General features: G+C 46.3%; 24 protein-coding genes. 15 read left to right on the plus strand and 9 right to left on the minus strand.

All coding sequences use genetic code 11. The features are described 5' to 3' along the window. Nucleotides 1-15: 15 nt before the first annotated feature. The 3 genes from ald (at nt 16) to ACTRXH_RS13375 (ending at nt 2,448) form a co-directional block, all read left to right on the plus strand. Complete coding sequence (gene ald / locus ACTRXH_RS13365) at nt 16-1,137, plus strand: alanine dehydrogenase (RefSeq protein WP_474263553.1); 1,122 nt, start codon at nt 16-18, stop codon at nt 1,135-1,137. Between the two features lie 93 nt (nt 1,138-1,230). Then, nucleotides 1,231-2,184, plus strand: a complete 954-nt coding sequence (gene corA, locus ACTRXH_RS13370) for a magnesium/cobalt transporter CorA (protein ID WP_474282571.1) — start codon at nt 1,231-1,233, stop codon at nt 2,182-2,184. Nucleotides 2,185-2,208: 24 nt separating this feature from the next. After that, complete coding sequence (locus ACTRXH_RS13375) at nt 2,209-2,448, plus strand: hypothetical protein (protein ID WP_462864850.1); 240 nt, start codon at nt 2,209-2,211, stop codon at nt 2,446-2,448. A 45-nt stretch (nt 2,449-2,493) separates the two neighbouring features. On the opposite strand, the gene ACTRXH_RS13380 is transcribed toward ACTRXH_RS13375, so the two are convergent. The 4 genes from ACTRXH_RS13380 to ACTRXH_RS13395 all read right to left on the minus strand — a co-directional run bounded on the left by ACTRXH_RS13380 (nt 2,494) and on the right by ACTRXH_RS13395 (nt 6,069). Continuing rightward, nucleotides 2,494-2,883, minus strand: coding sequence for an ectoine synthase (locus tag ACTRXH_RS13380; RefSeq protein WP_022795050.1), 390 nt, complete (start codon nt 2,881-2,883; stop codon nt 2,494-2,496). A gap of 98 nt (nt 2,884-2,981) precedes the next feature. Further along, nucleotides 2,982-4,265 (minus strand): diaminobutyrate--2-oxoglutarate transaminase, encoded by a 1,284-nt coding sequence (gene ectB, locus ACTRXH_RS13385; RefSeq protein ID WP_474282573.1) that lies wholly within the window; start codon nt 4,263-4,265, stop codon nt 2,982-2,984. Between the two features lie 88 nt (nt 4,266-4,353). Beyond that, a complete protein-coding gene (ectA, locus tag ACTRXH_RS13390) occupies nt 4,354-4,872 on the minus strand; it encodes a diaminobutyrate acetyltransferase (RefSeq protein WP_322525965.1) in 519 nt (172 codons plus the stop codon). Between the two features lie 300 nt (nt 4,873-5,172). Beyond that, nucleotides 5,173-6,069 (minus strand): TIGR01777 family oxidoreductase, encoded by an 897-nt coding sequence (locus ACTRXH_RS13395; RefSeq protein ID WP_474282575.1) that lies wholly within the window; start codon nt 6,067-6,069, stop codon nt 5,173-5,175. Between the two features lie 120 nt (nt 6,070-6,189). On the opposite strand from ACTRXH_RS13395, the gene recX reads away from it, so the two are divergent. From recX to ACTRXH_RS13410, 3 genes are read left to right on the plus strand one after another with little or no spacing between them, the layout of a single operon-like run. Then, a complete protein-coding gene (gene recX / locus ACTRXH_RS13400; protein ID WP_474282577.1) occupies nt 6,190-7,044 on the plus strand; it encodes a recombination regulator RecX in 855 nt (284 codons plus the stop codon). Continuing rightward, nucleotides 7,010-7,318, plus strand: a complete 309-nt coding sequence (locus ACTRXH_RS13405; protein ID WP_322526181.1) for a YfhH family protein — start codon at nt 7,010-7,012, stop codon at nt 7,316-7,318. Before recX ends, ACTRXH_RS13405 begins: the two co-directional genes overlap by 35 nt. 20 nt (nt 7,319-7,338) lie before the next feature. Further along, the gene (locus ACTRXH_RS13410; RefSeq protein ID WP_474263562.1) at nt 7,339-7,584 is read left to right on the plus strand and encodes a YfhJ family protein; all 246 of its coding nucleotides are present in this window, start codon (nt 7,339-7,341) and stop codon (nt 7,582-7,584) included. A gap of 40 nt (nt 7,585-7,624) precedes the next feature. Here the strand turns inward: ACTRXH_RS13410 and ACTRXH_RS13415 are convergent, their stop codons facing one another. Further along, nucleotides 7,625-8,623, minus strand: a complete 999-nt coding sequence (locus ACTRXH_RS13415; protein ID WP_474282579.1) for a metal-dependent hydrolase — start codon at nt 8,621-8,623, stop codon at nt 7,625-7,627. 122 nt (nt 8,624-8,745) lie between these two features. On the opposite strand from ACTRXH_RS13415, the gene ACTRXH_RS13420 reads away from it, so the two are divergent. Genes ACTRXH_RS13420 through ACTRXH_RS13430 form a run of 3 tightly spaced genes read left to right on the plus strand, consistent with a single transcriptional unit; the run spans nt 8,746 to nt 10,934 of the window. After that, nucleotides 8,746-9,087, plus strand: coding sequence for an MFS transporter (locus ACTRXH_RS13420; RefSeq protein WP_474263566.1), 342 nt, complete (start codon nt 8,746-8,748; stop codon nt 9,085-9,087). A gap of 6 nt (nt 9,088-9,093) precedes the next feature. Then, nucleotides 9,094-10,182, plus strand: a complete 1,089-nt coding sequence (gene mutY, locus ACTRXH_RS13425) for an A/G-specific adenine glycosylase (protein WP_474263568.1) — start codon at nt 9,094-9,096, stop codon at nt 10,180-10,182. Next, the gene (locus ACTRXH_RS13430) at nt 10,179-10,934 is read left to right on the plus strand and encodes an SDR family NAD(P)-dependent oxidoreductase (protein ID WP_474263570.1); all 756 of its coding nucleotides are present in this window, start codon (nt 10,179-10,181) and stop codon (nt 10,932-10,934) included. The genes mutY and ACTRXH_RS13430 overlap by 4 nt, the downstream gene beginning before the upstream one ends. 30 nt (nt 10,935-10,964) lie before the next feature. On the opposite strand, the gene ACTRXH_RS13435 is transcribed toward ACTRXH_RS13430, so the two are convergent. Continuing rightward, nucleotides 10,965-11,933, minus strand: a complete 969-nt coding sequence (locus ACTRXH_RS13435) for an NADPH:quinone reductase (RefSeq protein WP_474282581.1) — start codon at nt 11,931-11,933, stop codon at nt 10,965-10,967. Between the two features lie 89 nt (nt 11,934-12,022). On the opposite strand from ACTRXH_RS13435, the gene ntdP reads away from it, so the two are divergent. Genes ntdP through ACTRXH_RS13450 form a run of 3 tightly spaced genes read left to right on the plus strand, consistent with a single transcriptional unit; the run spans nt 12,023 to nt 15,782 of the window. Then, nucleotides 12,023-12,634 carry a nucleoside tri-diphosphate phosphatase gene (ntdP, locus tag ACTRXH_RS13440; protein ID WP_474263574.1) on the plus strand — a complete coding sequence of 204 codons (612 nt, stop codon included), beginning with the start codon at nt 12,023-12,025 and terminating at the stop codon, nt 12,632-12,634. A gap of 12 nt (nt 12,635-12,646) precedes the next feature. Continuing rightward, on the plus strand, nt 12,647-14,389 hold the full coding sequence (locus tag ACTRXH_RS13445) for an ABC transporter ATP-binding protein (RefSeq protein ID WP_474263576.1): 1,743 nt from the start codon (nt 12,647-12,649) through the stop codon (nt 14,387-14,389). 22 nt (nt 14,390-14,411) lie between these two features. Further along, complete coding sequence (locus ACTRXH_RS13450; RefSeq protein WP_474282583.1) at nt 14,412-15,782, plus strand: dipeptidase; 1,371 nt, start codon at nt 14,412-14,414, stop codon at nt 15,780-15,782. A 37-nt stretch (nt 15,783-15,819) separates the two neighbouring features. Here ACTRXH_RS13450 and ACTRXH_RS13455 read toward each other — a convergent pair whose 3' ends face one another. Beyond that, nucleotides 15,820-16,896, minus strand: a complete 1,077-nt coding sequence (locus tag ACTRXH_RS13455; protein ID WP_322525953.1) for an FUSC family protein — start codon at nt 16,894-16,896, stop codon at nt 15,820-15,822. Between the two features lie 29 nt (nt 16,897-16,925). After that, nucleotides 16,926-18,227 carry a glutamate-1-semialdehyde 2,1-aminomutase gene (locus ACTRXH_RS13460; RefSeq protein WP_474282585.1) on the minus strand — a complete coding sequence of 434 codons (1,302 nt, stop codon included), beginning with the start codon at nt 18,225-18,227 and terminating at the stop codon, nt 16,926-16,928. 109 nt (nt 18,228-18,336) lie between these two features. On the opposite strand from ACTRXH_RS13460, the gene bcp reads away from it, so the two are divergent. The 3 genes from bcp (at nt 18,337) to perR (ending at nt 19,706) form a co-directional block, all read left to right on the plus strand. Continuing rightward, on the plus strand, nt 18,337-18,846 hold the full coding sequence (gene bcp / locus ACTRXH_RS13465; protein WP_474263583.1) for a thioredoxin-dependent thiol peroxidase: 510 nt from the start codon (nt 18,337-18,339) through the stop codon (nt 18,844-18,846). A gap of 15 nt (nt 18,847-18,861) precedes the next feature. Next, nucleotides 18,862-19,173, plus strand: coding sequence for a cyclic-di-AMP receptor (locus ACTRXH_RS13470; protein WP_462864827.1), 312 nt, complete (start codon nt 18,862-18,864; stop codon nt 19,171-19,173). 95 nt (nt 19,174-19,268) lie between these two features. Then, nucleotides 19,269-19,706, plus strand: coding sequence for a peroxide-responsive transcriptional repressor PerR (gene perR / locus ACTRXH_RS13475; protein WP_322526179.1), 438 nt, complete (start codon nt 19,269-19,271; stop codon nt 19,704-19,706). Between the two features lie 128 nt (nt 19,707-19,834). On the opposite strand, the gene ACTRXH_RS13480 is transcribed toward perR, so the two are convergent. After that, nucleotides 19,835-20,029 (minus strand): hypothetical protein (locus ACTRXH_RS13480; RefSeq protein WP_474282587.1); only part of this gene is annotated, 195 nt, incomplete at its 5' end.

Consider the following 20,029-nt stretch of genomic DNA (forward strand, 5'->3'; position numbering starts at 1 on the left):
AGGAGGCGATGCATCGTGATTATAGGGGTTCCCAAAGAGATTAAAAACAATGAAAATCGAGTAGCGATTACGCCGGCGGGGGTTGTGCATTTAACACAAGCGGGCCATCATATATATGTTGAAAACCATGCCGGAGAAGGCAGCGGATTTTCGAATGAAGAATATGAATCAGCTGGGGCAAAAATTATTCCGGAGGCCGCAGACGTATGGAAGCAGGCAGAGATGATACTGAAAGTCAAAGAACCTCTGGCTTCGGAATATCAGTTTTTCCGGGAAAACTTGATTTTGTTTACCTATCTGCACCTTGCTGCTGAACCTGAACTGGTGAAAGCATTAACCGAAAACGGAGTCACTGCAGTAGCTTATGAGACAGTCGAGGAAAACCATACACTTCCGCTCTTAACACCAATGAGTGAAGTAGCAGGAAGGATGGCAGCCCAGGTTGGAGCTCAGTTTCTGGAAAGCGTACACGGGGGCAAGGGCGTCCTGCTTTCGGGAGTGCCCGGAGTGAAAAAGGCCAACGTAACGGTAATCGGCGGAGGGGTTGTCGGCACGAACGCTGCACGCATCGCCCATGGTCTCGGGGCCAACGTAACAATTATCGATCTAAACCCGGCGAGACTCCGCCAGATTGATGAAGACTTTGGCGGCCAAATTCAGACGCTTAGCAGCAATCCCCTGAACCTGGCGGAAGAAGTAAAACGGTCGGACCTGGTGATCGGGGCGGTCCTGATTCCCGGAGCCAAAGCACCTAAGCTCGTGACAGAAGAAATGGTGAAAAGTATGGAGCGGGGCTCTGTGCTGATCGATGTGGCGATCGACCAGGGAGGTATTATTGAAACTGCCGACCAGGTAACGACGCACGATCAGCCGACATATGAAAAACATGGTGTGGTGCACTACGCTGTGGCAAATATGCCGGGCGCGGTTCCAAGAACGTCTACAATTGCTTTAACTAACGTAACCATTCCCTATGCGCTTCAGATTGCAAACCAGGGCGTGGCAAAAGCTCTTACCAATAACCCGACCCTTGGCAAAGGATTGAATACAGCTCAGGGAAAAGTAACGTATCAGGCAGTGGCAGAGGATTTAAATTATCCTTACGCATCATTAGACGAAATACTTCCGATGTTGTAAAATGTGGAACGGGGCGCCGGAGCGGGTGCCCCGTTTTCTTGTGGGAAATAACTACAGCGGGCAACTGCTGTTCAAAGGAAGGGAGGGGCGGCAATGATTTCCTGTGCCGGTATTGATGCAGAAGGAAACACAATAAACAATATTACATTGGATGAATTTAAGAAATACGAATGGAAATGGTACTGGATTGATTATTCCTCTCCCACCGCTGAGGAAACAAACACGCTGGACTCAGTGTTTCATTTTCATCCACTGGCCATTGAGGACTGCTACATGGAGCGTCAGCGTCCAAAGCATGATTCCTATGATGGCTACAGCTTTTTCGTCCTTCATGCACTTGATAAGGAAACGCTTGGGGCTGAGGAAATCTGTATGTTTTTTGGACCCAATTTTGTCGTTACATATCATGAAGCTCCGTCTTCGGCGGTTAATCATTCCTGGAAAAAGCTGCAGGCTGAAGGAGCCGCGCTGAATCCGGATGATATCAGCTATCACATTATTGATAAAATGACGGATGAATACTTTCCGGTCCTGGATCAAATCGAAGACCGGCTGAATGAGATCGAGGAAAGCAACGCAGAGCTGACCTATGGTAAGCTGATAGAAGAAGTATTTGACTTACGGTCCGATCTGCTTAGGCTCCGTCGAACCATTGTTCCTATGAGAGACCTGGTGTACCGGGTGTTATTTGTGGAGCGTCTGCACCTGATTACCCAGCAGCGGGAATATTACCGGGATATTTATGACCATCTTCTAAAGGTCACCGAAATGATCGAATCCAACCGGGCAATGACCTCAGACATGAGAGACAACTTTCAGACGATGGCATCAAACAGAATGAATGCGATTATGATGACGCTCACGATTGTATCAACAATCTTTATTCCGCTGACATTTATTGCAGGGCTTTATGGTATGAACTTCGTGTATATGCCGGAGCTTGAATATAGATACGGATATTTCATAGCGCTTGGGGTTATGCTCTTAATAGCAGTAGTGCTGCTGGGCTTGTTTAAACGAAATGGATGGTTTAAGATTTTTAAATAGAAGAGTAGAAAGGGGGCGTTCGGATTGTCCTACCGGTTATATAAAGCACAGTTTAAGCATCCAATGCACGAAGAAGATTTGATCGTTTACTACGATAAAGATCAATCAACCTTTTGTTTTGCGACAAAAGATATTGAAGAACAATCCCCGGAGATATGTAAATTCCAATATCCTGCAGATTCTCTGCACGATGTGAAGCTTTTCATTGAAAAGCTGGGTGTTGACGCCCAGACGCTGACGTTTCGTCATTATCTTCTGCATTAATAAGCAAATCCCCTGATGCTTTTGGCATCAGGGGATTTTTTGATATTAGTCAAGATCTGCTGGATATACTCCGTTTTCATCATGAACTTCACGGCCGCTAAGCGGTGGGTTGAATACACAAACCATGCGCATATCTTTACTGCCTCCGCGAAGCATGTGCTCGTCGTTTTTATCGAGCGCATACAATACACCAGGCTCGAGCTGATATACTTTATTGTCGCTTAATGTTTCAATTTCTCCATCTCCTTCAATGCAGTAGACGGTTTCGAGATGGTTTTGGTACCAGATGTGAGTTTCAGTACCGGCACGGATAATTGTATCATTTACCGAGTAGCCCATATTATCATCTTTCATAATGAAACGGCGGCTGACCCAGTTACCGTCATCCACTTCACGTTCAGTACCGAGTAAATCTTCGAGCTTAATTACTTTCATTGTCTATTCCTCCATCTTGTCAGTTAAGGTTTTATATCATAAAAAGGCCGACCGTCGGGGTGCCGATCGATCGGCTTCTTTTTATCCAATTAATCAGGTTAGTTGGCGACAAGGTTGCTTTCTGCGGTAACTTCCTCAATTGCCTTCTGAAGAATCGACAGCCCGCGTTCAAGTCCTTCGTCGTCGATGGTAATTGGCGGGAATAGTTTAAATACTTCATCGTCTGCACCGGCTGTTTCCATGATCAGACCGTGTTCAAAGCACCTGCCGGCGATGTTATCGGACAGATCTTCGATAGGACTCATAATTCCCTGCATGAAGCCGCGTCCTTTGCGGACACCTTTCATTTCAGGGTGCTTTTTGATCATGTCATCAAGAAACGAAGCAATACGCTCGGATTTTTCCTGGACGTTCTTTTCCAAACGGTCATCCTTCCAGTAATTCAACGCTTCAGTACCTGTTACAAAAGCAAAGTTGTTTCCGCGGAAGGTACCGTTGTGTTCGCCGGGAGCGAATTTGTCATACTCCGGCGCGACTAAAGTGATGGCAAGCGGTGAGCCGTTGCCGCCAATCGACTTGGAAAGGCATATAAAGTCTGGCTTAATACCGGCTGGTTCAAAGCTGAAGAAGGTACCGGTACGGCCGACGCCTGCCTGGACATCGTCAAGGATAAGCTTAATGTCGCGCTCCCGGCAGATTTTTTCAATCGACTGAAGCCATTCGCTGCTTGCAGCATTTAAGCCGCCTTCGCCCTGAACGGTCTCTACGATAAACGCTGCCGGCTTATCGAGGCCGCTGCCTCCGTTATCAAGGAAGTTCTCGATATATTCAACGGAATTATCGCTTTCTTTTAAGAATTTATCATACGGCAGGATTGACGAATTGGATAAAGGCATGCCAGCCCCGCCACGTTTGAATTTGTTGCCTGTAACGCTCAAAGCGCCAATAGTCATACCGTGGAAGCCGTTGGTAAAGCTGACAACATTTGTGCGCCCAGTCACTTTACGGGCGAGCTTCAGTGCGCTTTCTACACTGTTTGCGCCAGTTGGCCCGGGGAACATGATTTTATAATCCATGTTACGCGGCTTCAGAATAATATTCTGGAAAGCATCGATAAATTCGCCCTTTGCTTTAGTCGCCATATCAAGGGAGTGAGTAACGCCGTCTTCCTGAATATAGGCAAGCAGTTTTTCTTTCATATTGTCATCATTGTGTCCATAGTTCAGTGCGCCTGCGCCGGAAAAGAAGTCAACATATTCTTTTCCGTCCAAATCCCAGAGCTTGTACCCTTTTGCCTGGTGGAACACAGTAGGAAATCCTCTGACATAGCTGCGCACTTCCGATTCGTATTCGTTAAAAACGCTAAGATCATTTTTCATCATAAAAGTAAGTATCCTCCTTGGGAATGTTATCGAAAAATTCAGTTTTTACATAACACATGACATGCGCTTTGCATGTCATGTTCACTACTTATTTTGTAAAGGGTCCTACTCGAAATGTCAACTCTTCTTCATGTTCATCATCCGGAAAAAGGTCTTCCGTAAAGCATTCAGAAACTGTCACTTCAGTCTCCCGTTTCTTGGCAAGCTTTTTAAACAGCGCCTGCGAAGCTTCATTGGAAGGGGTGATGGTAGCTTCTAAATACAGCACTTCTTCACATACATCCCGTTCCAGAAGAGCATCCAGCAAACGTGAAGCAAGACCTTTTCCCCGTTGGGAAGTATCCACGCCCACCTGCCAGACGAATACGGTATCCTGTTTTTCAGGTGGAATAAAGGCCGTTACGAAGCCCACTAATTCATCGTTTTCTTTAGCGACAACACATGTTTCGGCAAAAAATTCACACATCATGATATATTTATATGAAGAATTTAAATCCAATGTGGAGTTTTTGACAAGTTCCCACATGTCTGCCCCGTCTTCCACGGTTGGTTTGTCAAAAACGATTGAATCGACGGAACCGTTCGTTCCAGTCATTTTCGTTTCCATTTTCTTACCACCTTTTAAAAGTAATAGAGGGCTACCTGTACTATACCTCTTTATAGAAAAAACAAACGTAATATTGTATTGTTTTAAAATGTAATAAGATCTGCCGCACTCATAAATCAAATCTTAACGCTAATTATGAAAATTTTCAAACTTGCCTATCAGGCATTTATGAGTATTATTACTACTTATAGAGTGTTATGTAACCTGAACAGCGAAAACGATAAGTAATACTTGCGCAGAAGGACAATTCCTCCGCCTTTGATAAGAAAAGCCGTCCGAAAAGCCCCGGACGGCGTGTAGTTACTCTTTTAAAATATTGATCAGCGCAGGCTGCAGGCTTGGGAAATGAAAGTGGAAGCCATGATCCATGGATTTTTGGGGGAGGACCTTTTGGCCTCCAAGAATCATTACACTCATTTCGCCGAGCATCTTCTCGATAATAAATGACGGCACAGAAAGCCAGTGCGGACGTCCGGTTACTTTAGCTATCTCGCGTCCCAGAGTTTCCATCTGCGCAGGTTCAGGCGCGGTAATGTTCAGTGCACCTTTAATTTCTTTGGTGGTGGCTGCAAAAAGAAGCATTTCGACAGCGTCTCTTAAATGAATCCAGGAAAACCACTGTATTCCGCTTCCAAAAGTGCCGCCGCCAAACATTTTGTATACAGAGACGAGCGGCGGGATAAACTCCTGCAGCACGAGGCCGAATCTTGCGTGTACGACACGTATGCCGAGTTCTGCTGCTTTTGCAGCTTCGTTTTCCCAGCGAAGAGCGACTTCCTGTAAAAAGTTTGTTTCTCCTTTAGGGGATTCCTCAGTAAATTCCTCTTCATCGGAAATTCCGTAATAAGCCACGGCTGAAGCGCTGATGAGAACTTCAGGTTTATGGCTGCTCGCCTTAAAAATACGGATAACTTCTCTTGTAGAATCGATACGGCTGTTTAAAATATCTTCTTTGTTTTGTTCCGTCCAGCGCTGGGCAAGCGATGCGCCGGCGAGGTTTATGAAAGCATCTACCGGCGGCAATTCATATTCGGGTTTGCTGCCGGGATTCATCCATTCAACAAAGGTGATGCTTTCGCTATTTTTTTTATTTTTACTGTTTCTTGTTAAAATATAAATATGGTGGCCCATCTGTTCGAGGTAGCCTGTGAGGGCGGAGCCTACATATCCGCTTCCTCCTGCAATAGCAATATTCAATGTGTATTTCTCCTTTCACTACTTAAGGTGATGTAAAAACGTCACTTTTGAAGCTATTCAACTTTACCCAAAAGCAGATTGTCATAATCATTTTCCACTATGCAAAAGGAGAGGGCCTTTGTGAAAATTACAAAAATTGAAGTGCAGAAAAATAACCCCGAGCGATACAGCATTTTTACCGATCGGACAGGCCGGGAAGCATTCACGACCGGTGTGGATGAAGCCGTTTTGGTGCAGTGGGATCTCAAAAAGGGAAAAGAACTGACGGAAAAAGAACTTGAGCTTCTGATTGAGGACGATCATGAACGTAAGGCCTGGAACCGGGCGCTGCATTACTTATCGAGTGTGATGCGGACGGAAAAAGAAGTATATGATCATTTAATAGAAAAAGAGTTCACAGAGGCTTCTGCATCGAAGGCGGTCGACAAAGCGAAGGAATATAAATTCTTAAATGACCGGGAATTTGCCAAAGCGTTCGTGCGCACAAAAATTAATACGACCGATAAAGGGCCGAAGGTCATTAGAATGGACCTGGAGAAAAAGGGCGTGGCGGAGACTTACGTTTCCGAGGCGATGAAGACGCTGACTGATGAACTGGCTCTCGACCGGGCTGTGACCGCAGCGGAGAAAAAAGGGCGTCAGAAAAAAGGCGAATCGGGCGGTGCGGTGAAACAGCGTTTGTTGCAAATGCTGCTCCGAAAAGGATATGATCATGAAACAGCTTCAGCCGCTGTAAAAGAAGCGGATTTTGCTCCTTCAGAGGAAGATGAGTGGAATTCGGTGCTCGTGCAGGGAGAAAAAATTTACCGAAAATGGGAAGGCAGGCTTGAAGGCCGCCAGCTTGAACAGAAAATTAAAGAATACCTGTACCGGAAACAATTCCCGATGGAGCATATTCAGCGGTTTTTAGATGAAAAGAGAGAGGAGTCTGAACATGGGAATGGAAAAAAGATACAGCCAGATGAGCAGGTATGAGCTTGAACAGGAAATAGCAAGCTTAAACGAAAAATCCAAAAAAGCGGAACAGATGGGACGAGGAAATGAATTTGCGGTTTATGAGCGTAAAATCGCAATGGCGAAAACGTATATGCTTGACCCAGCGGACTATCAGCCGGGGAAAACCTACCGGATCGCTCAGGAAGGATCCACTTTTGAAATAGAATTTATTAATGGCGTGTTCGCCTGGGGCTACCGAAATAATTCAAGCCAGATCGAAGCACTGCCGTTCTCCCTGTTGGTCGAAAAATAAAGAATGGAGGCACGAGCGGAATGGAAAACCAGAAAAATTATTTATTGGAACTTCTTCTTTCAGTCAACACTCAGTTAACAGATGAAAAAGCCCGGGAATGGGTGGACTTTTTATGGGAAGACTTTGAATCCACTCAGGCGAAGGCGGGCCGTTCGTACAAAGGTGAAGAAGTAACCGGGCAGATTGTGGAGAAATGGGTCCGGCAGTATGGACCGCACCTGCACCGCTATGAAGCGACAAACGAAAAGTTTTTTGGTATTAATTAGATATAAGTAAAGAGTACGGAGAGCGGCTCCGTACTCTTTATTATTGAGTATAATAGGAAAAATCCCGGCCTTTGTCGAGTTTTTTGTAAAGGGTGTCATCACTGAAAATCCAGCCGGTATAGGAAGTCATAATCTCCAGCTCCTCGTTCAGTTGAACGACCGCGACAAACGGATAGTATCCTTTACTACGGTAGCGCAGGTCAATGAATTTCACTTCATATCCCTCGTCTGTGCTTCGGACGATCCAGCGGTACGTAGGGGAGAAGGATAGAAAAGAAGCAAGGTTCCGGTCGTCTCTGGCCGCATTGATAACAGGGTCGTCGGGAATTGGCTCGAATGGGTACGTTTCAAAGTAGCGGAGGCGTCCATTCCGGTAATTGGTAACGAATAACTTGTGCGGCGTACGGATAACTAGGTGCCATCGGTACCAGTTGTAAGTCGGCGAAATAAACAGATGTGTGGCATCCGGGTGCAGGCGGCGGGCTCTTTGCAAAACAATGTTTCGGGCCTGGAACCGCCATAAATAGTAAAAAAACAAAAAGATATATAAGACAATCATTGAGGCTGCTATCGGTACATCGAACCACCACAGAATAAATACAAAGAGGTGGGAGAAAAAGATTACCGAATCAAAAATATTAATCACGCCGAGCGCTATCCATCGTTTCGTAAACGGGGACAGCGCCTGGGTGCCGTAAGCATTAAAAATATCCACAAAAACGTGAAGAGCGACAGCGATAAAGGACCAGAGCCATAAATGTGAAAAAGCAACGTCCGGGGAAAACATATATATAATAGCTGCCAACAGCACCGGCCAGATTAAAACGGCGGGTATGGAGTGTGTCGGGCCGCGGTGGTAGCGGATATAGACGGCGTTATTTTTCAGTTTTAATACGGTATCAAAATCAGGGGCCTGTGACCCTATAATTGTTGCGATCAGGATTGTACCCATTGCTCCGCCTTCAGATGAAATAGAAGGATCAATGGTAGCAAGACCGCCCAGGCCGATCCCCATCACAGTGTGAGTTGCTGTATCCATTGGCACCACCTTTAATTTATGGCATGCTGAAACAAAAAAAGCCTGTGGCATCATACAAGCACAGACTGTACCAGCGTAGTTTCATGATACCCTAAACAGTTTATTTCAAAAAGGAGAATTGTATGAATCCGCAGAAATACGTCGTTTTTATGGAATACCGGATTTTAGAAGATAAAAGAACTGAATTTTTAAAAGCAATGAAAGAAATTTCTTCAGCTATGCTCAACGAGCAGTTGAACAATTATGAATGGTTTGAGTCTGTGGATCAGGGAGCATTATTTGTAGAAATGTTTGCAGTTAATACATCCGAACAGTACCAAGCTCTGAAAACAAAACGAACAGAGACAGATGAAGAAATATATGGCCGCCTTGATAAATTCGTCCCCGGGGGAATAAAAAAAGTCCACTGCTGGTGTTTTGAGAAAAAAGGACCTTACGATAACCAACATAAAGAGAAAGAGTGAATTGCTATGCATCCACTATTGGAGAATTTTTCGCCGGAACAGTTTCAGCAGGATCTAGTCGACTGGTACCGGCATCAAAAAAGAGACCTGCCCTGGCGAAGGAGCGCAGATCCTTATCACATATGGATTTCAGAAATTATGCTTCAACAGACAAAAGTCGATACAGTCATTCCATATTACTACCGTTTTTTAGAAGCTTTTCCCACTATTGAAGCTCTGGCAGAAGCTGAAGAAGATCAGGTGATGAAGAAGTGGGAAGGCCTCGGTTATTATTCACGGGCGAGGAACCTGCACCAGGCGGTCAAGGAAGTAGCTGAAGAATACGGTGGAGAGGTTCCGAGTGGAAAAAAAGAGTTTCGGTCGTTAAAGGGCGTCGGTCCCTATACAGCAGGAGCAGTACTCAGTATTGCTTTTGATAAACCGGAGCCGGCAGTGGATGGGAACGTAATGCGCGTGTTTTCGAGGCTGCTGTGTTTGTATGAAGACATCGGCAAGCAGTCCACAAAAAGTACTTTTGAAGCAGTGCTTGGCGAAATTCTGCCGCTTACCTCGCCATCAGATTTTAATCAGGCAGTGATGGAGCTTGGTGCTCTTATTTGTACGCCCACCTCGCCGGGATGTCTGCTGTGCCCAGTGCAGGAACACTGTAAAGCAAGAGCAGCAGGGGTGCAGGAAGAACTGCCGGTAAAAGAAAAGAAAAAGGCCCCGAGAAAGCAGGAAATGGCAGCAGCGATTATTTGGAACGATGAAGGGGAATTATTAATTCATCAGCGTCCGGATAAAGGTCTTCTGGCAAGACTGTGGGAATTTCCGAACACAGCAGTGGAAAATGAAGCGGAGCGTGCCAAAGAAATAGGTGCTTACCTTGAGGCAGATGCATTCATAACCCCCGAAATTGAGCGTCCTGTACAGCGTGTGGAACAAACATTTTCACATTTGATCTGGAATGTGCACGTATATGAGGGGCAGGCGGAAAAAAGCGCTCTGCCGGAGGATTGGAAGTGGGTTTCGCTGAAGGACGTATCGAACTACGCGTTACCCGTGGCCCACCAAAAAATATATAATACGCTGGTTGAAAGGATGGAGTTAAAATGAGCAAAGCTTTTGAGGGGAAAAAAGTATTGATTACAGGCGGTTCCAAAGGAATAGGAAAAGGCATTGCCCGGGCATTTTACAGCCAGGGAGCCGACGTTGGTATCTTGGCTCGTTCTGAAGAATATCTAAAAGCTGCCAAAGAAGAGATAGGAGACATTGAGACCTACGTCTGCGATGTCACTGTAGATAAAGAGAGGCAAAAAACCTTTCAACGGTTTATCGAAGCGTTTGGAGGTATTGACGTACTTGTAAACAATGCCGGGGGAAGCAGCGGTGGAAAAATTGCGGATACTTCTATGGAAGAGTTTACACAGGCGATGGAAACAAATTACTTCCAGGCTGTACACTTTAGTAAAATGGCATATGAGCAGATGAAGGAACGCGGCGGAGCAGTTATTAATATCACATCGATCTTTGGAAAGGAAGCTGGCGGAAAAGCTACGTATAACAACGCCAAAGCGGCGCTGATCAGCTTCACAAAAGCAGCAGGTAACGAGTGGATACAGGACGGGGTGCGGGTTAATTCAATTGCTCCGGGGTCCATTCTGCATCCTACCGGTAATTGGCAAAAGCGGATAGATGAAAATCCAGAAGCGATGGAGCGGTTTGTGGAACAGAATATCCCCGCCGGAAGATTCGGTAATGTGGAGGAAGTGGCAGACGCAGCGTTGTTTCTCGCTTCGAAGGAGGCACGATGGCTTGTTGGCACAACGCTTACTGCTGACGGCGGCCAGTCCCGGATGAATATATAAAACCGGAGGCCGCAGCCTCCGGTTTTATGTTTATTCAGAAACAGTAAGCACAAGGTTGCCGGAGTAACGCTTGTTTTCCAAATCTTTGTGAGCCTGGGCAGCTTCATCCATAGAGTAGGTACGGGCTACGTGCGGGGAAAAGACTCCTTTTTCATAAGCCTGTTGTACTCCGGAAGCTGCTTCCTGCAGCGCCGGAACAGGAGCTGTGAAAAGCAGAATGCCGAGGATGGAAGCATATTTTTTGTTTAAAAGCTGCCACGGAAAAGACGGCATAGTATTCACCGGGGAGCCGACCGCAACGATTCGTCCTCCGGGAGAGAGAATCTGCAAATCTGTATCGGCATTTTCGCTGAAGGACATATCAAGAATAACATCAGCGCCGGGCTGTCCTGTAGCTGAAGCAAAATCCTCCTTCCAGCTTTCATCATTTAGGTTCAAAACGACATCAGCACCGGCGCGGCGTGCGGCTTCGTGTTTTTCAGTGCTGCTTGCTGTAGTGATGACAAAGGCATTATGATGCTTGGCCAGCTGAATAGCGGCATGACCGACCGCCCCGGCCCCGCCGTAAATAAGCACGGTTTCTTCAGGCTGAAGCGCTGCCCGGAAAAATAAGGCCATATGAGCAGTAAGGGCGGGAATTCCAAGAGAAGCTCCTTCGGTATAGCTCATAGCTTTTGGAAGGGGAAAAATGTTTGAAGCCGGGGCGGCTGCCCACTCGGCGGCGGCACCTGGAATGTTTGTGCCCCATACCCTGTCCCCCGGCTGGAAATTTCCTGCACTGCTGCCGACTTTTTCGACGATTCCGGCAGCATCAAAATGAGGAATAGCCGGGAAAGAAGAAACGGGGCGTTTGCCGGAGCGAAAATACGTATCAACGGGATTGAGGCCTACCGCTTTCACCTGTATGAGTACTTCATCCGGCTGAATATCGGGTTTATCCACTTCTTCCATGGTGAGTACATCCGGCGTTCCCTGTTCATGGTAAACGACTGCTTTCAAAAAAATCGTCTCCTTTCGTTTTGCACATAATAGTTTTTTGCCTGCCCTTTTATCCTAACAGTTTTTCAGATCGACAGAAGAAATGTATAATGGAAAGTGATAGAAAAAAGAAGGCAGCAAAAATTGCAGAAGAAGGGAGGCGGGACACATTGGCCGAGCGTAACGAAATCGCCGCAAGCTTCCCGGAAACAGGTAAGCCTATCCAGGTGCAGAGTTATAAGCATAACGGATCGCTCCACCGTGTATGGGAAGAGACATTAATACTGAAAGGCACAAGCAGAGAAGTTATTGGCGGGAACGATCGTATTCTGGTTCACGAATCGGACGGGAGAGTCTGGAGAACGAGAGAGCCTGCTATTTGTTATTTTCATGCCGAAAAATGGTTCAACGTTATCGGCATGATCCGGTCGGACGGAGTGCATTATTATTGTAATCTTGGCACCCCGTTTGTCTATGATAGTGAAGCTCTTAAATATATCGATTATGATCTGGATATTAAAGTTTTTCCGGACATGACCTACAATTTACTGGACGAGGACGAGTATGCCCAGCATAAAAAAGAAATGAATTACCCTGCGCAGATAGATGAAAAGATGGAGACGAGTATTCGGGAACTGCAGAATTGGATCTGCCAGAGAAAAGGCCCATTTAACTCTCAATTTATCGAACAGTGGTATGAGCGTTTTTTGTTTTTTCGATAAGAGGTGAAAAAGATGGGCAGTATTAAACGCTACATGCAGTTTGTGCGGCCGTACAATAAAATAATTGCGGTGACAGTGATTATTGGCATTTTTAAATTCGGTCTGCCGCTTTTAACGCCGCTCATACTTGCTTATATTATAGACCATGTGCTGTTGGCCGATGGCATGGCAACAGCTGAGAAAGCACGAGTGCTCGCCTGGCTGGCAGGCGGAGCGGTTGTGCTTTTTATTATCGTTCGTCCGCCGATTGAATACTACCGGCAGTACTTTGCCCAGTGGACGGGAAATAAAATTTTGTATGATATCCGTGATCAATTATTCAGCCACATCCAGAAACTGAGCCTGCGTTTTTATTCCAACCGCAAGGCGGGCGAAATCATTTCTCGGGTGATCAACGATGTTGAGCTGACCAAGGACTTCGTCATTACCGGCCTGATGAACATATGGCTTGATCTCGCGACTATTATTATTGCACTGATTATTATGTTTACGATGGACGTGGAATTAACGCTGGTGGCGATGTTGTTTTTGCCCATTTATGCCTTTTTCATCAAATATTTTTATTCAAGGCTGCGGGATTTAACAAAAGCAAGGTCGCAGGCTCTTGCAAACGTGCAGGGCCATCTGCATGAACGGGTGCAGGGAATGAGCGTCATCCGGAGCTTTGCGCTCGAAAATCATGAGCAGGGACAGTTCGATACGAGAAACCGGCAGTTCCTGGATCGGGCAGTGGACCACACGCGCTGGAATGCTAAAACATTTGCTGCCGTTAATACCGTGACAGATGTAGCGCCGCTGGTAGTTATCCTGGCGGCCGGCCTGGCTGTATTATACGGAAATTTATCCGTCGGGGAGATGGTGGCGTTCACCTCTTACATGGAGAGGCTTTACAGTCCGCTGCGGCGTCTGGTGAATTCATCTACCACCCTCGTGCAGTCGATTGCTTCAATGGACCGGGTGTTTGAATTTATTGATGAAAAATACGATATTACCGATAAAGAAACAGCGGTGCCGGTGAAGCACGTCAAAGGCGACATTAGGTTTGACCACGTATGGTTTAAATACGAAGAGGATACTAACGATGTATTAAAAGATGTTGATCTGCATGTGAGACCGGGGGAAACTATCGCACTGGTTGGCATGAGCGGCGGCGGTAAGAGTACGATCGTCAGTCTCCTTCCGCGGTTTTATGATGTAAGCGGCGGTGCTCTGCTTCTTGACGGAAAAGACGTGCGGGACTATGAAGTGCGCACACTCCGGGATCATATCGGCATGGTGCTGCAGGACAATATTTTATTCAGCGAATCGGTGAAAGAAAATATCCGGATGGGAAAACCGGAAGCCACGGATGAGGAAGTCATACAGGCAGCTCGTATGGCTAATGCAGAGGTTTTTATTAACGAACTGCCGCTCGCCTATGATACCCCGGTCGGAGAACGGGGCGTGAAGCTTTCCGGCGGACAGAAGCAGCGGATTGCTATTGCCCGTGTGTTTTTGAAAAACCCATCAATACTTGTATTCGATGAAGCCACTTCAGCGCTGGACCTGGAAAGTGAGCATTATATCCAGGAAGCGATGGAGCGGCTTGCACGTGACAGAACGACTTTTATTGTAGCGCACAGGCTTTCAACGATCACCCATGCGGACCGGATTGTCGTAATCGAAGACGGCCGTGTAGTGGAATCAGGCAGCCACGAGCAGTTAATGATGGCAGAAGGCTCTTACCAGAGGCTGTTTGACGTTCAGCATGTGTAATTGAAAAGCAGGGAGGGCAACCATGGAAGAAGTCAAAAAGTATTTCAAATATCATCGAAGCAGCCACTTGAACCAGCTGCAAGAATTTTTATCGATACCAAGTATTAGCGCAGACCCTAACCACAAACCCGATATGGGGGCTGCGGCCTCCTGGGTAGAGAGAAGTATGCAGGCAGCCGGTCTGGAAAACACGGCTGTAATGGAAACAGGCGGTCACCCGGTCGTGTACGGGGATTGGATGCACGCCCCGGGGAAGCCTACAGTCCTATTTTATGGCCATTATGACGTGCAGCCGGCCGATCCGGTTGAGCTGTGGGAAACACCGCCGTTTGAGCCGGAGATACGGGACGAAAAAATCTATGCCCGTGGGGCCACGGATGATAAAGGCCAGGTGTTTATGCATCTTAAAACGATTGAAGCCTTCATGCAGACCAAAGGAGAGCTCCCAGTGAATGTAAAGTTCTGTATTGAAGGAGAAGAAGAGGTTGGCAGTCCCAATCTGGATGAGTTTGTAGAAAAGCACCGTGAACTGCTGCAGGGAGATGTACTGCTGGTTTCCGATACGCCGATGCTTGAAAAAGGCCGTCCCACAGTCTGCTATGGACTGCGGGGTCTGGCTGGTATTCAAATTGATGTGAGGGGGCCAAAAGGAGACCTGCACTCCGGTCTGTACGGAGGCGGAGTCGCAAATCCGCTTCATGCCCTGGCTGACATACTTGCGTCTATGCATGACAACAGAGGCCGTATTACCGTCGATGGTTTTTACGACCGGGTTCTTTCGCTTACGGAGCAGGAACGCCGGGCGTATGCGGAGCTTTCGTATGACGAAGAAAATACAAGGGAAGAATTAAACGTACCGGAGCTGTTCGGCGAAGAAGGGTTTTCATTTCTGGAGAGAACGTGGGCCCGGCCGACGCTTGAAATTAATGGTATGCACGGAGGCTTTCAGGGGGAAGGTATCAAAACGGTACTGCCTTCTGCTGCTTCAGCTAAGATTACGTGCCGGCTCGTGCCTGACCAGGACCCGGATGAGATTGTTGAAAAGCTGAAAGCTCATGTTCAGCAAAAGACCCCGGAAGGCGTAGAGGTGGAGGTGACTCCGTTTGATAAAGGCCGGCCATTTGTTACCCCGTTTGACCATCCGGCCATCCAGGCAGCCGGGAGGGCGCTTGAAACAGCGTACGGTACAACAGCAGCATATACGCGAATGGGAGGATCTGTGCCTGTCATTGAAACGTTCTCCCAAACGTTAAACGTGCCGGTAGCGTTGATGGGGTTCGGTCTTCCAACCGAAAACTTCCATGCACCGAATGAACATTTTCATCTGGAAAACTACGACAAAGGCCTTGAGGCTTTAGCAGAATACCTGATGGAGATCAGTGAAAACTTATAAATAAAAAAGGAGGGCGCCCGTGCTGGGAGTCCTCCTTTTAGTTTTCAATAGCGAAGAAATCTTCACTGCTGTGATAGCGGAAATAGGTCTCGACAAGCCGGTCGAGATGTTCAAGCTGCTCATTATACTCGACGATATGTGCAACAATAGGAAGCAGATGAAGCCATTCCGAACGGTCAATGTTTTGCTGCTCATACATTTCCATGAGCTGATCTGTCAAAGACGCTCTGCCCTCATCGACCTCTTCGGCCATCTCCTCGGTAAGATGAGTGGTCACCTTGCCTACATAGCGCTGAAGAATTCTGTCATGATAATCCATAAGATGATCAAGCTGATTGCGTATGGCTTCCTGCATGTCTGAAGGCGTGTGCTGCATATCGTTTTCAAATTTATCAAGAGTGCGCAGGATGGTCACGATTTTATTCATCGAAGCGATCATCTGTTTAAAAAGAACAACGCGCCGGTCCCTGGTGAGCCGGGCTTTTTTTGTATACACTCGTTCCTCTTTAAACAAAAGGTACAGGTTTTCGATGGAAACGGTCTGGTCTTTAAGAGAGGAAAGGTCTTTCCGCAGCGTCTGACGGTTAGTTTCGTGCCTTCCAAGCAGCCGGATCCACTGAATAGTATCCTGGGTTACGTCCCGGATCTGCTGATACAGCTTAGTTTCATGCTTTGGCGGCAGAAACAGCATGTTGACCAAAAAAGACGCAAGAATCCCGAGCATTATTAAAGCAAACCGCTCTGAGGCAAATAAAATAAAATTGCCGTCTCCGGGCCTTCCCATGATAATGATGACTGTCACAACAGCAATCGGAATGGTGGAGGCATCCAGCTTCAAGCCTAAAATGCCTGCAATAATAATCATCACCGTGACGCCGATAATTACCGGATCGTGTCCGAAGGCAAGTACCATAACAATAGCTGTGCCAGCTCCGATAATATTAGCCTGAAGCTGGTCGAGCATTGTCTGGAATGTGCGGGATATGGACGGTTGAATAGCGAAAGTAGCGGCGATAGCTGCGAAAAAAGGAGGATTCAATCCAATCCAAGATGCTGCGTATATAGCGAGAACGATCGCAAGACCGGTCTTGAAAATTCTGGCTCCCAGCTTCATAACGGATTGTATTCCTTTCTGTATTGAACTTAGTGAATGTAGCTGCTTAAGGCTGCGAAGGCCTGGTCCGAAGCTTCCAGCGTTTTTTCTATGTCGCCTATACTGTGTTCAGTGGTGAGAAACCAGGCTTCGTATTTTGAAGGAGCGAGGTGCACGCCCCGGTCGAGCATTTCTTTAAAAAAGATGCTGAACCTCTCTAAGTTCGAACGCTCGGCCCCTTTATAGTCTTTTACTGTTTCGTCTGTGAAATAAATGGTAAACATTCCTTTTAACCGATTGATCGTAACGGGAATGCTGTATTTTTCAGCCTGATCGAGGAGACCTTTTTCAAGGCGTTCACCCAGATGATCTAACGTGTCGTACACTCCGTCTTTTTCCAATACTTCAAGACAGGCAATGCCGGCACGCATAGAAGCAGGGTTTCCGGACATTGTTCCTGCCTGATAGGCTGGACCCAGGGGAGCGACCTGCTCCATGACATCAACCCGGCCGCCGTAGGCACCGATCGGCAGACCGCCTCCTATAATTTTCCCCATGGCGGTCATATCCGGTTCCACCTGGAGCATGTTTTGGGCAGCACCGTAGGTGAAACGAAAAGCAGTAATGACTTCATCAAAGATAAGAAGAGAGTCCGATTCGTGTGTGAGTTTTTTGATCTCTTCAAGATAACCGGGCTCCGGCTCGACAAGACCGAAATTTCCCACGATAGGCTCGATAAGGACCGCCGCCGTCTCGTCTCCCCAGCGTTTAATGGCTTCGCGGAAGCTTTCAATGTCGTTAAATGGAACGGTGATGACTTCTGCGGCAATATTGGGAGTCACGCCCGCAGAGTCCGGGGACCCGAGCGTCGATGGGCCGGATCCGGCTGCGACAAGCACAAGGTCGGAATGGCCGTGGTAGCACCCTTCGAATTTAATAATCTTATGTTTACCGGTATAGGCTCTGGCTACACGTATAGTGGTCATTACAGCTTCAGTGCCCGAATTGACGAACCTTACTTTCTCAAGAGAAGGAACGGCTTCCTTCAGCTTTTTAGCAAAAATATTTTCCCATTTGGTGGGAGTGCCGAGCAGCGTGCCTGTACGGGCAGCTTCATTGATAGCTTCAGCGATGTGCGGATGGCCGTGCCCGGTAATAATAGGACCATAGGCTCCGAGGTAATCAATGTAGCGGTTGTTATCCTCATCAAACAAATAGGCGCCGCGTCCTTCTTTCATAAAGACGGGAGTGCCGCCCCCGACACCTTTGAAAGAGCGGGAGGGGCTGTTCACTCCCCCTACAATTAAGTCGCAGGCTTCGTTATAGAGTTCGACTGATTTTTCATAGGACATATTTTCCTTACTCTCCTTACTATCAACTATTTCTTATCTATTGTATCATGGAGAAGAAAAGCAAAAACCATGATATCATAAGATAAAAACAAGTGCTGAGGTGATCGACATGAGTACAGAAGAAAGCAGTGTAAATCCAAAAGATCTGGAAGGGAAACAGGCTCCTGATTTTGAACTTCCCGCTACTACTGGAGAAAATATTCGTTTAAGTGATTACCAGGGACAAAACGTGATTTTGTATTTTTACCCGAAGGATAACACGCCTGGATGTACAACTGAAGCCTGCGATTTCAGGGATGCTCTCCCGGAATTGAATGATAAAAACGTTAAAGTACTTGGGGTCAGCCCTGATTCAATGAAAAAACACGAAAATTTCACCGCCAAGCATGAACTTTCCTTCCCGCTCCTGTCTGATGAAGAACAGGAAGCAGCCAACGCCTTTGGAGTGTGGAAATGGAAGAAAAACTTCGGTAAAGAATACCTTGGAATTGTGCGTTCCACCTTTTTTATTGATACAGAAGGAATCGTGCAGAAAGTATGGGACGAAGTGAAGGTAAAGGACCATATCGCGGAAGTATCCCGGTATGTTGATGAATTCTTGTCATCTTCTAAAAAATAGCAGGCAGGTGAAAAGATGAAACTGCTTCTTTGTATTATCGATAATTTTTATACTGATCAGGTAGAGATGGAAATGAAAGATAAAGGCTACCGTATGACAGAGATTGCGAGCAGCGGCGGTTTTTTGAAAAAAGGAAATACGACGTTTATGTTTGGCGTGAATGAAGAAGAAGTGCCGAAGCTGAAAACAGATTTAAAGGATATATGCCTGGCTTACGAAAAACACAGAGGAAAACGGCCCGAACATTCAAACAGGTTTACTTCTTTTCTTTTAGACGTATCGATGCTTCCTTTTTTTCAATCAGCCCAAGCAGATGAGAATCGCTGACCCCCTTTCATTGACAAGGATCAGGGGGTTCCGATAGAATAGATTATAAGAATTACAAATAAAGAATCGTTTTACAGGAAGAGAGGTGCATGACGATGGCGAGCGCTAGCCTACAGGAAGCAGTAAGTGTCTTGAAAAGCACGAACGTTCGGATGACACCGCAGCGTCATGCTATTTTAGAGTTTCTGCACTCTTCAATGAGCCATCCTACTGCTGACGATATCTATAAATCTCTTGAAGAACGTTTTCCGAACATGAGTGTAGCCACAGTCTACAATAATCTTCGGGTTTTTAAAGATGCTGGTATAGTGAAAGAATTAACCTACGGGGACTCCTCAAGCAGATTCGACTGCGTGACTTCAGATCATTACCATGTAATATGTAATGATTGCGGGAAAATTGTAGACTTTCATTATCCGGGCCTGGATGAAGTAGAAACGTTAGCTGAACATGTAACGGGCTTTGAAATTGAAGATCACCGGCTGGAGATTTACGGAACATGCCCGGAATGTACAAAGATGAGCAAACAGTAAGCTGTTTTAAAAGCCTTCATCTTTTTAATGGATGAAGGCTTTTGTATGCTTTTTGAACACAGGAAGTTCTCTCAAAAACTAATTTAAAATTATTTTGCAAAAGTGGTTGACGGTCTTATAGGCCGATGTTATATTACTAATTGTCGCCAAAACGGCTGACAGAAAAGAGAATAACGAATTAAAACTTCTTCAAAAAGTTGTTGACATTCATTATTCAAAAATGATAAATTATAAAAGTCGCTATTTAGCGGCAGATCGTTCTTTGAAAAGGAAAGACAAGCCAGAGCCCCAATCAAAAGCAACACATTTTTAGGGCATTTCAG

This window comes from Marinococcus sp. LNHM5E3-2.1 (genome assembly GCF_056034365.1).

What these genes read in the sequence shown, in the direction of transcription:
- ectA (WP_322525965.1), bottom strand. Translation starts at nt 4,872, where the DNA reads ATGGAAACGAAAATGACTGGAACGAACGGTTCCGTCGATTCAATCGTT.
- mutY (WP_474263568.1), top strand. Translation starts at nt 9,094, where the DNA reads ATGCATCCACTATTGGAGAATTTTTCGCCGGAACAGTTTCAGCAGGAT.
- ACTRXH_RS13405 (WP_322526181.1), top strand. Translation starts at nt 7,010, where the DNA reads ATGGAAAAAAGATACAGCCAGATGAGCAGGTATGAGCTTGAACAGGAA.
- perR (WP_322526179.1), top strand. Translation starts at nt 19,269, where the DNA reads ATGGCGAGCGCTAGCCTACAGGAAGCAGTAAGTGTCTTGAAAAGCACG.
- ACTRXH_RS13460 (WP_474282585.1), bottom strand. Translation starts at nt 18,227, where the DNA reads ATGTCCTATGAAAAATCAGTCGAACTCTATAACGAAGCCTGCGACTTA.
- ACTRXH_RS13410 (WP_474263562.1), top strand. Translation starts at nt 7,339, where the DNA reads ATGGAAAACCAGAAAAATTATTTATTGGAACTTCTTCTTTCAGTCAAC.
- ACTRXH_RS13430 (WP_474263570.1), top strand. Translation starts at nt 10,179, where the DNA reads ATGAGCAAAGCTTTTGAGGGGAAAAAAGTATTGATTACAGGCGGTTCC.
- bcp (WP_474263583.1), top strand. Translation starts at nt 18,337, where the DNA reads ATGAGTACAGAAGAAAGCAGTGTAAATCCAAAAGATCTGGAAGGGAAA.
- ACTRXH_RS13420 (WP_474263566.1), top strand. Translation starts at nt 8,746, where the DNA reads ATGAATCCGCAGAAATACGTCGTTTTTATGGAATACCGGATTTTAGAA.
- ACTRXH_RS13415 (WP_474282579.1), bottom strand. Translation starts at nt 8,623, where the DNA reads ATGGATACAGCAACTCACACTGTGATGGGGATCGGCCTGGGCGGTCTT.
- ACTRXH_RS13380 (WP_022795050.1), bottom strand. Translation starts at nt 2,883, where the DNA reads ATGAAAGTAATTAAGCTCGAAGATTTACTCGGTACTGAACGTGAAGTG.
- ACTRXH_RS13470 (WP_462864827.1), top strand. Translation starts at nt 18,862, where the DNA reads ATGAAACTGCTTCTTTGTATTATCGATAATTTTTATACTGATCAGGTA.
- ntdP (WP_474263574.1), top strand. Translation starts at nt 12,023, where the DNA reads ATGGAAAGTGATAGAAAAAAGAAGGCAGCAAAAATTGCAGAAGAAGGG.
- ACTRXH_RS13450 (WP_474282583.1), top strand. Translation starts at nt 14,412, where the DNA reads ATGGAAGAAGTCAAAAAGTATTTCAAATATCATCGAAGCAGCCACTTG.
- ACTRXH_RS13445 (WP_474263576.1), top strand. Translation starts at nt 12,647, where the DNA reads ATGGGCAGTATTAAACGCTACATGCAGTTTGTGCGGCCGTACAATAAA.
- ectB (WP_474282573.1), bottom strand. Translation starts at nt 4,265, where the DNA reads ATGATGAAAAATGATCTTAGCGTTTTTAACGAATACGAATCGGAAGTG.
- ACTRXH_RS13455 (WP_322525953.1), bottom strand. Translation starts at nt 16,896, where the DNA reads ATGAAGCTGGGAGCCAGAATTTTCAAGACCGGTCTTGCGATCGTTCTC.
- corA (WP_474282571.1), top strand. Translation starts at nt 1,231, where the DNA reads ATGATTTCCTGTGCCGGTATTGATGCAGAAGGAAACACAATAAACAAT.